This is a genomic window from Kumtagia ephedrae (assembly GCF_003012745.1).
Taxonomy (GTDB): Bacteria; Pseudomonadota; Alphaproteobacteria; order Rhizobiales; family Rhizobiaceae; genus Kumtagia; species Kumtagia ephedrae.
This window is the reverse complement of the sequence record NZ_PXYK01000014.1, coordinates 94134-105640: the sequence shown is the minus strand read 5'-3', so window position 1 is coordinate 105640 and position 11507 is coordinate 94134. Positions and strand designations below refer to the sequence as shown.

The window sequence follows — 11507 nt, the reverse complement described above, 5'->3', positions numbered from 1 at the left end:
ACTTGCGGGGAAGGAAAAGAGACAGCGTTTGCGTGCGCCAGTAGATCGTCAGAGCTTCGCCAGTTTCTGGGCGATGTCGAGCCTGAGCAGCTCGGCCAGCTCGCGGGCGGCGCGGTCCTCGGCGTCGCGCCGGGCGCGCAGGTTCGCGAATTCCTGTGTCGGCTGGTCGTAGGAGGCGGGAATGGTGCGCGAGCCGTTGGCGACGGGCTTGCCCGTGGTGAGATCGGTCAGCACATAGCTGCCGGTCATGTGCAGCGAGGCGGCCGACGGCCGGTTCTCGTCGCCGACCGAGATCACCGCCTCGTTGAGCACCAGCACGGTGGCGTTCAGTGTCATCTTGTATTTCGGCTGTTCCGGCTGGCCGGCGCCGCCGTTGAGCAGGAAGATCAGGTCGTTGCGAAGCCGCTGGCCGTAGCGCGTATTGACCGGGTCGATGGCGATCTGCCTCAGCCCCTCCTGGGCTCCCGGGACCGCGCCCGTCTCCAGGCTCGCGTCCGAATAGAGCGGCCGCACCGTGCAGGCGGACGCCAGCGCCAGCGCCGCGAACAGTGCGACGGTGCCGGTGCGGCGGAACGAGGGGCGGGCAGTCCGGCGATCAGGCAACGACATTGACGATCCTTTGCGGCACCACGATCACCTTGCGCGGCACCTTGCCCTCGAGTGCCTTCTGCACGACCTCGAGCGCAAGTGCTGCCTTCTCCACCGCAGCTTGATCTGCGTCGCGTGCGATCGTCAAGTCGCCGCGCTTCTTGCCGTTGATCTGCACGGGGTAGACGATCTCGTTGTCCACCGTCAGGGCCGGGTCGAAGGCCGGCCACGGCCGCTCGGCGATCAGCCCCTCGCCGCCCAGCGCCGCCCAGCACTCCTCGGCCAGGTGCGGCATCATCGGCGCGATCATCGACAGCAGGAACTCCATCGCCTGGCGCAGCGCCGCGGCATCGGCGGAAGCCAGCTTCGCCGCTCCGTCCGTCCCGTCCGACGACGAACCCAGAAAGGCACTGATCTTGTTGGTCAGGTCGTAGATGCGCGCCACCGCCTTGTTGAAGCCGAGCCGGTCGATGTCCTCGCCGACCGCCTTCAGCGTCTTGTGCGCGACCTTGGACAAGGCGCCGGCCTCGCCTTCCGAGGCGTCGGCAGGGGTCACCCCGGCAACGACCGGCGCGGCCTCCGACACCAGCCGCCAGACGCGCTGGACGAAGCGATACGCGCCCTCGACCCCAGCTTCCGTCCAGATCACGTCGCGCTCGGGCGGCGAATCCGACAGCATGAACCAGCGCGCCGTGTCGGCGCCGTAGCTGGCGATGATGTCGTCCGGGTCGACCACGTTCTTGCGCGACTTCGACATCTTCTCGATCGCGCCGATCTCGACGGGCGCGCCGTCCTTGATCAGCGTGGCGCGGCGAACGCCGTCGACCTCCTCGACCTTCACCTCGGCCGGCGTGATCCAGCCTTCCGGCAGGCGATACGTTTCGTGCACGACCATGCCTTGCGTGAACAGGCCCTCGAACGGCTCCTCGACGTCGCTGACATGGCCGGTCGCCTTCATGGCGCGCATATAGAAGCGCGAATAGAGCAGGTGCAGGATCGCGTGCTCGATGCCGCCGATATACTGGTTGACCGGCAGCCAGCCTTTTTTGCCGTCGACCGCCGGCAGAGTGGTCGGCGCCGCCTCGTTCCACGGATCGGTGAAGCGCGCGAAATACCAGGACGAATCGACGAACGTGTCCATCGTGTCGGTGTCGCGCCGCGCCGGCTTGCCGCAATTCGGGCAGTCGGCATGCTTCCAGCTCGGATGATGGTCGAGCGGGTTGCCGGGCTTGTCGAAGGAGACGTCGGCCGGCAGTTCAATCGGCAGCGCGCTGTCGGGCACCGGCAGCGAGCCGCAATCGTCGCAATGGATGACCGGGATCGGGCAGCCCCAGTAGCGCTGGCGCGAAATCAGCCAGTCGCGCAGCCGGAACTGCACTTTTCGCTCGCCCATCGGCCGGTTGCCGATCGACACGGCTGCCAGCCGGTCCGCCACTTCATCGAACGCCGCTTTCGGCTTCATGCCGTCGAGGAAGCGCGAATTGATCATCAAGCCGTCGTCGACATAGGCCTCCTCGGTGATCGAAAAAGTCTTCTCATCGGCATCCTCCGGCATCACCACCGGCACCACCGGCAGGCCGTATTTGTTGGCGAAGTCGAGGTCGCGCTGGTCGCCCGACGGGCAGCCGAAGATCGCCCCCGTGCCGTAGTCCATCAGCACGAAATTGGCGACGTAGACGGGAAGCCTCCAGCTCGGATCGAACGGATGCACGACGCGGATGCCTGTGTCGAAACCCTTCTTCTCGGCAGTCTCCAGCTCGGCGGCCGAGGTGCCGCGATGCCGGATCTCGTCGATGAAGGCGGCGAGCTGCGGATTGCCCTCCGCCGCCTTCCTGGCCAGCGGATGGTCCGCGGCGATCGCCATGAAGGAGGCGCCGAAGATGGTGTCCGGGCGGGTGGTGTAGACCTCCAGCTCGCTCTCGCCGGCCGGCGCGGTGTCCGCGGCCAGCGGCCAGCGGATCAGCAGGCCCTCGGAACGGCCAATCCAGTTGGCCTGCATCAGCTTGACCTTCTCCGGCCAGCGCTCCAGCGTGTCGAGGCTGTCCAGCAGTTCCTGGCTCATCGCCGTGATCTTGAAGAACCACTGCGTCAGGTCGCGCTGCTCGACCGGCGCGCCCGAGCGCCAACCCCTGCCGTCGATCACCTGCTCGTTGGCGAGCACGGTCATGTCGACCGGATCCCAGTTGACCTTGGCCGATCGGCGCTCGACCAGCCCGGCCTTCCAGAAATCCAGGAACAGTTTCTGCTGGTGCCTGTAGTAGGAAGGATCGCAGGTGGCGATCTCGCGCGCCCAGTCCAGCGACAGGCCCATGGTCTTCAGCTGGCCCTTCATCGTCTCGATGTTGGCGTAGGTCCAGTCGCGCGGGTTGACCTTGTTGTCGCGCGCCGCGTTCTCCGCCGGCAGGCCGAAGGCGTCCCAGCCCATCGGGTGCAGCACGTTCTTGCCGCGGGCCCGCTGGAAGCGGGCAACCACGTCGCCCATCGTATAATTGCGCACATGGCCCATATGGATGCGCCCCGACGGATAGGGGAACATCTCCAGCACGTAGTATTTCTCGCGCGGGTCGTCGTTCTTCGTCTCGAAGAGCTTTGCCGCGTCCCAGGCCTTCTGCCATTTGGGCTCGGATGCGCGCGGATTGTAGCGTTCGGTTGCCATTGTCGGGATTTCGCTGGATAAGACGGGCAAAATGGTTCGGCGGACCTTCACCATGGTTTGCCGGGGGCGTCAAATTTTTTCCCCTTCAAACGCGGAAGTCACGTTTAACTTGAGGCCATTTCTCCTTTGGGTGAGGCATGAGCGACGCAGTTTCCCGGCTGGCGGAAGTGAAAGCGAAAATCGCCGCGGCGGAGCGCGAGGCAAGGCGCGCGGCCGGCAGCGTCACGCTGGTTGCCGTTTCCAAAACCTTCGACGCCGCGGATATTCGCCCGGTCATCGAAGCCGGGCAGCGCGTGTTCGGCGAGAACCGCGTGCAGGAAGCGCAGGGCAAATGGCCGGCATTGAAGGCTGAGTTCCCGGACATCGAGCTGCATCTGATCGGCCCGTTGCAGTCCAACAAGGCCAAAGAGGCCGTGGCTTTGTTCGACGTCATCGAGACGATCGACCGGGAAAAAATCGCTGCCGAACTCGCCAAGGAAATTCAGAAGCAAGGCAAGGCGCCAAAACTGTACGTCCAGGTGAACACCGGCTCGGAGCCGCAAAAGGCAGGCATCGAGCCGCGCGAGGCGGTTGCCTTCGTCGCGCGCTGCCGCGAGGTCCATGGCCTGGCGGTCGAAGGCCTGATGTGCATCCCGCCGATCGACGAGAATCCCGGCCCGCATTTCGCCCTGCTGGAAAAGCTGGCGCGGCAGGCCGGTGTCGAAAAACTGTCGATGGGCATGTCCGGCGACTACGAACTGGCGATCGCCTTCGGCGCCACCAGCGTGCGTGTCGGCTCGGCGATTTTCGGGGCGCGGTGAGCCGTCATTGAAGCTGACCGCAGGAAGTGCTATCTAGCTAGCCAGGTTGGCTAGGTATCTTTCGATGAACTGGCATCTGCAGGACGCCAAGAACAATTTCTCCAAAGTGGTCCAGAAGGCACGCACGGAAGGACCTCAGACGGTCACGCTGCGTGGAGAGCCGGCGGTCGTGGTGATTGCTGTCGACCAGTACAAGCAGTTGCTCGAGCATCGGCCTTCCCTGGCCGAATTCCTGCTGACCGGACCCGAATGGGACGACGAGTTTGTCGCGGACGTCAACCGCCGCAACAAGTCCGGCCCTCGCGACGTCGATCTCGACTAGATGTTTCTGCTCGACACCAACGTCGTGTCGGCGGCGCGAAAGAGCGATCCGGCCGTAGTCCGGTGGCTCGTCGCGCATGAGCACGATGGCCTTTGGCTGAGCGTCGTCACGCTCGGCGAGATCGCGAGCGGCGTCCATCAGAAACGGCGACGAGACCCTGCCGCAGCCCGCTATCTCGAGCGATGGCTTGAGGGCCTGCGGCTGCAATACCGTGACCGAGTACTCGACATCGACGATCAGGTTGCCGTGGAATGGGGTCGGATCGACGCGATCAGGACGCGTGGCACGGCGGACGGGCTTATTGCCGCGACTGCCATCGTCCATGGCGTGGCGGTCGTCACCCGCAACGTCGCCGATTTTCGTGACACGGGTGTTGCGCTGTTCAACCCCTGGAGCGCCTAAACCTCCATCACTTCCGCCGCAGTCCTCTTCAGCTTCTGCTCGCGGAAGAAGATGAACAGCCCCGCCGCGACGATGATCGCCGCGCCGACGAGCATGTTGAGGCGCGGCACGTCGCCGAACACCAGCCAGCCGAACAGGATTGCCCAGAACAGCAGCGTGTACTGGAAGGGCACCACGGTCGCCGCGTCGGCGAGCTTCAGCGCCCGGTTGATGCAGACATGCGCCACCATGGCCACCGCGCCGAGGAAGGCGAGAAGGAACAGGTCGAAGCCGCTGGGCGTCACCCAGCCGAAGGAGGCGGTTGCCAGGCCGAGCAGGCCGGCTCCGGCCATCTGCCAGAATACCAGCGTGAGGTCCGGCGTGCCGCGCAGCGCCCTGCCCGACAGCATCATGAAGGCGAAGGAGAAGCTGCCGAGGATGGCGATCAGCGCCGGCGGGGTCAGCGTCGCGGCCGAGGGCTCCAGCGCCACCACCACGCCGCAGAAGCCGAGGAAGATCGCCGTCCAGCGCCGCCAGCCGACCTTCTCGCCAAGCAGGAAGGGCGACAGCGCCGCGACGTAGATGGGCGCCGCCAGCCAGTAGGTCATGGCGTCGGCGAGTGGCATGTAGGCGACCGCGAAATAGAAGGCGTAGACCTCGGCGGAGGAGAGGATGACGCGCGCCGCCTGCATACCCGGCCGCTCGACCCGCACCAGCGGCCGCCAGCCGGCCTGCCACAGGAAGGGCAGCAGCACCGCAAGCGCGGCGGCGCTGCGGATGAGCAGCACCTGGCCGACCGAATAGGTGGCGACCAGCCATTTACCGAGCACGTCGTTGAGCGAGAACAGCAGGACTCCGGCGAGCATCATGGCGATGCCCAGCCGTGCCGTGTTGCCGGTGTTTCCCGTGGTCAATCCCGCCCGCCGTCTTAGTCCGCCGTGAGCACGACCTTTACGCTGCGGCTGCGATCGAGCGCCAGCCGGAAAGCGTCTGGCGCATCACGTAGCGGCCTGTGGGCCGTAATCAGCCGCCCGACGTCGACGGCGCCCGAGACGATGAGGTCGACGGCCTGCGAGAACTCCTCGCCGAAGCGGAAGGTGCCCCTGACGTCGAGCTCCTTGGCCATGATGGCGTTGGCCGGTACCGGCATGTCGCCGCCCGGAAGATTGCCCACCTGCACCACCGTGCCGCCCCGCCGCACCGTGCGGATGGCCGAAGCCAGCCCGGCCGCGGTGCCCGAGGTTTCCAGGGCGACGTCGATCGGCGAGTCGGCCGCGATCTCGGCGAGCATGGCGCCATTGGCAGCGACATCGACGGCGCGGTCGGCGCCGAGCGCCCTGGCGAAGGCGAGCGGTGCCGCCGCGATGTCGATCATCGTCACCTGATCCGCGCCGGCCAGCCGCGCCGCCAGCATGCACAGCAGGCCGATCGGCCCGGCGCCGAACGGGGCGACGTGCCTGCCCTCGACCGAGCCGGCGCGCGCCACTGCGTGCAGCCCGACGGCGAAGGGCTCGGCCAGCGCCGCCGACGCCAGCGGCAGCTCCTTCGGCACCTTCACGCATTGCGCCGGGATGGCGTCGAACAGGCTGGCGAAGCCGCCCTGCATGTGCGGCGTCTTCGACGCCGAACCCATGAAATAGATGTTGTCGCAGAGATTCGGGCGGCCGTCGCGGCAGTGCCGGCAGGTGCCGCACCAGCGCGACGGGTTGACGGCGACGTGGTCGCCGACCGCCAGTCCCTTCGCCTCGCCGGCGATCTCGACGATCTCGCCGGCGACCTCGTGGCCGAGGATGAGCGGCGAGGTCACGACGAAGTCGCCGGTGCGGGCATGGCGGAAATAGTGAAGGTCGGAGCCGCAGATGCCGCCGGCCCCGAACCGGATGCGCACCATGCCCGGCGCCAGCGGGCCGAGGTCGCGCTCGACCAGGCGGAGGTCTTCCGGCGCAAACAGCGTCGCGGCGGTGGAGAGGGTGGCGGTCATCTGATGAGTCCGAGCTGGGTGGGCAGCCACAGCGTGACGGCCGGAATGAAGGTGATGATCATCAGCGCGATGAACAGCGGCGTCAGCCAGGGCAGGATCGCCATCGTCGTGCGCTCGACCGATAGCTTCGAGATGCGCGACAGCACGAACAGGATCATGCCGACCGGCGGCGTCAGCAGCCCGATCATCAGGTTGAGCGTGATGATCAGCCCGAGATGCACCGGATCGACGCCGTAGCGCGCGGCGATCGGCATGAGGATCGGCACGAGGATGGAGATCGCGGCAATGGTGTCGAGGAAGGCGCCGACGATCAGCAGCAGCACGTTCACCAGGATCAGGAACGTCCACCAGTTGTCGGTGAGCGAGAACATGAAGTCGGAGAACAGCGCCGCCGCCTGGCTCACCGTCAGCAGCCAGGCGAAGATCGATGCGGCAGTGACGATGAACAGCACCGAGGCGGTCGTCTCGATCGTGTCGAAGCTCGCCTTGGCCAGCGTCCTCAGCGTCATGGTGCGGTAGCGCACCAGGCCGAGGAACAGCGACCAGATGACGGCGGCGACGGCGGCTTCGGTCGGCGTGAACCAGCCCATCGTCATGCCGCCGATCAACAGCACCGGCGTCATCAGCGCCATGACAGCCGAGAAGTCGAAATACCAGTCCAGCGCCACCAGCGCCGCCAGCCCGACGAGGACGGCGAGGTTGATCGACAGACCCGCCAGCACGAGGATGTAGACCGCCAGCGGGAAGCACAGCACGACGACGATTTCGAGGGACGCGCCGGCCAGCCGGCGCAGCTCGAACGGCGTGTCCGAGCCCCAGCCCTTGCGGTAGGCGAAGACCGCGACCGTGATCATCATCAGCACGGTCATCACGATGCCCGGCAGGATGCCGGCCATGAACAGGGCGCCGATCGAGACATTGGCCATCATGCCGTAGATGACGAAAGGCAGCGACGGCGGGAAGATCGGCCCGACCGTCGCCGAGGCGGCGGTCACGCCGACGGCGGCCTCGACCGGATAGCCGTGGTCCTTCATTGCCTTGATCTCGATGGTGCCGATGCCGGCGGCATCGGCCAGCGCCGTGCCGGACATGCCGGAGAACACCACCGAGCCGATGATGTTGACCTGCGCCAGCCCGCCCTTCATCCAGCCCACCAGCGACAGCGCGAAGTGGTAGATGCGGCCGGTGACGCCGGCGATGTTCATCAGGTTGCCGGCCATGATGAAGAAGGGCACGGCAAGCAGCGGGAAGCTCTCCACGCCGGCGATCATGCGCTGCGCGGTGATGATGTCGGGCGCAACGCCGTAGAAGACGAGGTAGAGCAGCGAAGCGGTCGCCATCGACACCGCGACCGGGGCGCCGATGAGCATGAGCAGCAGGAAGGAGCCGATCAGCAGCAACATGGGGTCAGACTCCGCTCGGGCCGGCAGCGGCCTCTCTCTCGAGGATGGATCTTTTGTGCCGGATGTCGCCGACGAAGACCTGGACGGCGCGCGCCAGCATGAGCACGAAGGCCGCGAGCACGGCGTAGAAGACGATGCCGCGCGGCAGGTCGACCGTGACCATCCGCTCGCGCCCGACGATGGAGACGTAGCGCCACATCAGCCAGGTCATGTAGCCGTAGAAACCGATGGACAGCAGATCGACGGCGAGCGCCAGCCAGCGCGCCGGCTTCGAAGGAAGGAGGCGGTAGATGAAGTCGACCCGGATGTGCCGGGACAGCCGCGTGCACATCGCCGCGCCGAGGAACACCACGACGATCAGGCAGTTGATCGCGATCTCCTCGGTCCAGGCATAGCTGTTGTTGAGCACGTAACGCGTGAAGAACTGCAGGAACACGCAGAACGCCATGCACCAGTAGATGGCGAGGTTCAGCCAGTCCTCCGCCGCGTAGGGGGACAGGTCGACGGGGCCGGCCTCCTCCTCGAACGCATGCGCGAGTTCCTCGACCGACAGCTGCGTGTTGTGGACTTCGCCCGACATGGCGCGGCTCCGCGGATCTTCCTGGACAGGGGTGAGGGGAACTGGCCCGGCCGCAATGGGCCGGGCCGGAACCGGGTGCGAGCTTACTGGATGGCGCGGATGGCTTCCCAGTCGGCCTTGTTGTAGCCGAACTCCTCGAACGTCACCTTTTCCATGACGTTCTTCTCGAAGTCGGCGCGGTCGATCTCGGTGACGGTGAGGCCGCGGTCCTTGAACACCTGCACCAGTTCCTTCTCGCGTTCGACGATCTTGGCGGTGGCGCGCGCCGCCGCCTCCTGCGTCACCTCGGTGAAGATCTGCTTGTCCTCGTCCGACAGCGAGGCCCAGCGCGTCTGCGAGACGATGGTGTTGAGGTGGTCGACGATGTGGCCGGTCAGAACGATATGCTTCTGCACCTCGAAGAATTTTTTCGCCTCGATGGTGGTCAGCGGGTTCTCCTGCGCCTCCACCGTGCCGTTCTGCAGCGCCAGGTAGACCTCGGCGAAGGCGATCGGCGCGGTGTTGGCGCCGCAGGCGCGCGGCATGGCGAGATAGGCCGGCACGTCGGGGACGCGCATCTTCAGGCCCTGCATGTCGGCGCACTTCTCGATCGGCCGGTTCGAGGTGGTGTGGCGCGTGCCGTAATAGGTGGTGGCGGTGATGTGGTGGCCCGACTTTTCCTCGTAGCCGCCGGTCAGCGCCTTGTAGGTGTCGCTCTTGGTGTATTTCAGCAGGTGGTCGGCGTCGCGGAAAATGAAGGGGAAATAGGTGACGCCGATCGGCGCATATTCGCGCGCCGCGAAGCTCGAGCCGGAAATGATGATGTCGACCGTGCCGAGCGTCAGGCCCTGGTTGATGTCGGCCTCCTTGCCGAGCTGCGAGGCCGGGAAGACGTCGATCTTGTAGCGGCCGTCGGTGCGCTTGGCGATCTCCTCGGCCGCCCACACCGATTCGGTATGGAACGGCTCGGACGTCTCATACACATGCGCCCATTTCAGCGTCTCCTGCGCCATCGCCGTCGATGCCGTCAGTGCCAGCGCGGCGACCGCGCCGAGGGTTGCTGCCAGATGGAACTTCATTCTCTTTCCTCCCGAAGGTTGCGTGAACTGCCGGCCGGTCAAATGGCGTGGCCGGGTGCCGCCTGCTTGCGTTCCGCCACGGCTCTCGCCTTGGCGGGCTCCCTGAAGCTGATCGAGAAGCGCTCCTGCGATTTGCGCAGATGCTCCTGCATGGCGGCCCTGGCGCCTGCCGCGTCGCCGGCCGCGATGGCGTCGCGGACGAGGCGGTGCTCCTGCAGCGCCGCGTCCCAGGTGCTCGGATCCTCGAAATAGCTGGAGAGCCGTTCAAAGAACGGATTCATGCGCTGGTCGAACAGTTCGCCGACGACGCGCGCCAGCACGGCATTGCCGAGAATGCCGGCGATGGTTGTGTGGAAGGCGCGGTCGAGGCCGATGGTCGTGTGGTTCGGATGCTGCTTGCCTTCCATCCGCGCCAGGATGTCGTCGAGCGCTTCGACATCGGCCGGCTTCGCCAGCCGCGCGGCCTCCTCGGCGACGGCGCGCTCGATGAACTCGCGGGCCCTGAGAAGCTCGAACGGCCCTTCGTCCGTGGTCGGATTGGGCGGCATGCGCGGCGGTTCGGTGACGTAGATGCCGGAGCCGACGCGGATGCGCACGCGACCCTCGACCTCGAGCGCGATCAGCGCTTCGCGGATGGTCGGCCGCGAGATGCCCATGCGCTCGGCCAGCTCGCGCTCGGGTGGCAGGCGGTCGCCGACGGCGAACTCGCCGCCGTCGAACAGCTGGCGCAGCTGCTCGGCGACTTGCCTGTAGAGACGGCGCGGCACGATGGTTTCGATCGGCATGGCTGCCGGCTCCTCCTCTGGCCAGACCCGGCTCCTCTCCGGTAAATTGGTCTGACCGCTTGGCCAGTTAACTGCATGACGAAGTGGCTTCCGTCAAGCGGAAAGATCGCTGTCCTGCTCCCGGGCCGTGTCCCGCTGCCCTACAGACGGCCCGGATCGGGTTCGGCAGCACGCTTGCCGGCGGTCCTCGCCACCGGCCTTGGATTCCCTCGGAGTCACGCATCTGTTGCCACCAAGGTGCCGACACGTCGGCGCCTGATACGCGCGAGGGCGCAGCTCGCGTTGAAGAACGAATTGGCGCTCCGTCATGAGTATGATAATTTCATACCGGTTCTGGAGAAGATCATGTCCGCCACTGAAAAACGCACCTTCAGCCTGCCGGCCGAGCAGTCCGCCTTCATCGACAAGCTCGTCGAGTCCGGAGCTTATGCCACCAGCAGTGAAGTCATCCGTGCCGGTCTTCGCGCGCTGCAGGAGCGCGACGCGGCGGTGGAGCGCTGGCTGCGCGAGCAGGTCGTGCCGACCTATGACCGCTGGAAGGCCGACCCGAGCAGGGGCATTTCGATCGATGAAATGGCTGAGCACGCCCGCAAGCGCCACGAAGCCCGCTTGCAGAGGAAAGCGTGAACCGCAAGGCCGTCATTTATGCGCCCGAGGCCGGCGACGACCTCGATTGGATCTACGACACCATAGCTGACGCCAGCAGCGCAGTGGTAGCCGATCGCTATGACCAGCGCATCCGAACGTTCTGCGAAAAGCTTGAATACGCATCCGAGCGCGGCACCCGCCGCGACGAGTTGAGACCGGGGCTTCGCACCGTCGGTTTCGAGCGCCGCGTTACCGTGGCCTTCACCGTGGAAGACGACCGCGTGGTGATCCTGCGCGTCTTCTACGGTGGGGCCAATTGGCAGGATGAGTTCGCCGAGGCGAGGAACTGACGCCCTTTCTGCTGT

At 66.1% G+C, this 11507-nt stretch carries 13 protein-coding genes; 5 read left to right on the top strand and 8 right to left on the bottom strand.

The features are described 5' to 3' along the window. Positions 1-48 precede the first annotated feature (48 nt). Both lptE and leuS read right to left on the bottom strand, forming a co-directional pair. Entirely contained in the window at positions 49-609 is a 561-nt protein-coding gene (lptE, locus tag C7I84_RS15710) for an LPS assembly lipoprotein LptE (protein ID WP_106773147.1), read from the bottom strand. Next, entirely contained in the window at positions 596-3244 is a 2649-nt protein-coding gene (leuS, locus tag C7I84_RS15705; RefSeq protein WP_106773146.1) for a leucine--tRNA ligase, read from the bottom strand. Before leuS ends, lptE begins: the two co-directional genes overlap by 14 nt. A 137-nt stretch (positions 3245-3381) precedes the next feature. On the opposite strand from leuS, the gene C7I84_RS15700 reads away from it, so the two are divergent. From C7I84_RS15700 to C7I84_RS15690, 3 genes are all read left to right on the top strand, one after another. Then, positions 3382-4044 (top strand): YggS family pyridoxal phosphate-dependent enzyme, encoded by a 663-nt coding sequence (locus C7I84_RS15700; RefSeq protein WP_106773145.1) that lies wholly within the window; start codon positions 3382-3384, stop codon positions 4042-4044. Positions 4045-4108: 64 nt separating this feature from the next. Continuing rightward, the gene (locus C7I84_RS15695) at positions 4109-4366 is read left to right on the top strand and encodes a type II toxin-antitoxin system Phd/YefM family antitoxin (protein WP_106773144.1); all 258 of its coding nucleotides are present in this window, start codon (positions 4109-4111) and stop codon (positions 4364-4366) included. Then, positions 4367-4768, top strand: coding sequence for a type II toxin-antitoxin system VapC family toxin (locus C7I84_RS15690; protein WP_106773143.1), 402 nt, complete (start codon positions 4367-4369; stop codon positions 4766-4768). It abuts the gene before it with no gap. Here C7I84_RS15690 and C7I84_RS15685 read toward each other — a convergent pair. The 6 genes from C7I84_RS15685 to C7I84_RS15660 all read right to left on the bottom strand — a co-directional run bounded on the left by C7I84_RS15685 (position 4765) and on the right by C7I84_RS15660 (position 10554). Then, positions 4765-5616, bottom strand: a complete 852-nt coding sequence (locus C7I84_RS15685) for a DMT family transporter (RefSeq protein ID WP_106773209.1) — start codon at positions 5614-5616, stop codon at positions 4765-4767. The two genes, C7I84_RS15690 and C7I84_RS15685, sit on opposite strands and share 4 nt — an antisense overlap. 59 nt (positions 5617-5675) lie before the next feature. Continuing rightward, complete coding sequence (locus C7I84_RS15680) at positions 5676-6728, bottom strand: L-idonate 5-dehydrogenase (RefSeq protein ID WP_106773142.1); 1053 nt, start codon at positions 6726-6728, stop codon at positions 5676-5678. Then, positions 6725-8131: a TRAP transporter large permease gene (locus tag C7I84_RS15675; protein WP_106773141.1), complete on the bottom strand. Its 1407-nt coding sequence runs from the start codon at positions 8129-8131 to the stop codon at positions 6725-6727. The genes C7I84_RS15680 and C7I84_RS15675 overlap by 4 nt, the downstream gene beginning before the upstream one ends. A gap of 4 nt (positions 8132-8135) precedes the next feature. After that, positions 8136-8711 (bottom strand): TRAP transporter small permease, encoded by a 576-nt coding sequence (locus C7I84_RS15670; RefSeq protein WP_106773140.1) that lies wholly within the window; start codon positions 8709-8711, stop codon positions 8136-8138. 83 nt (positions 8712-8794) lie between these two features. Then, positions 8795-9769 (bottom strand): sialic acid TRAP transporter substrate-binding protein SiaP, encoded by a 975-nt coding sequence (locus tag C7I84_RS15665; protein ID WP_106773139.1) that lies wholly within the window; start codon positions 9767-9769, stop codon positions 8795-8797. A 38-nt stretch (positions 9770-9807) separates the two neighbouring features. Beyond that, positions 9808-10554, bottom strand: coding sequence for a FadR/GntR family transcriptional regulator (locus tag C7I84_RS15660; protein WP_106773138.1), 747 nt, complete (start codon positions 10552-10554; stop codon positions 9808-9810). A 345-nt stretch (positions 10555-10899) separates the two neighbouring features. Here C7I84_RS15660 and C7I84_RS15655 point away from each other — a divergent pair, with 345 nt between their 5' ends. Together C7I84_RS15655 and C7I84_RS15650 are read left to right on the top strand one after the other, a co-directional pair. Then, a complete protein-coding gene (locus C7I84_RS15655) occupies positions 10900-11181 on the top strand; it encodes a type II toxin-antitoxin system ParD family antitoxin (protein WP_106773137.1) in 282 nt (93 codons plus the stop codon). Next, entirely contained in the window at positions 11178-11492 is a 315-nt protein-coding gene (locus C7I84_RS15650; RefSeq protein ID WP_106773136.1) for a type II toxin-antitoxin system RelE/ParE family toxin, read from the top strand. Before C7I84_RS15655 ends, C7I84_RS15650 begins: the two co-directional genes overlap by 4 nt. Positions 11493-11507: the final 15 nt, after the last annotated feature.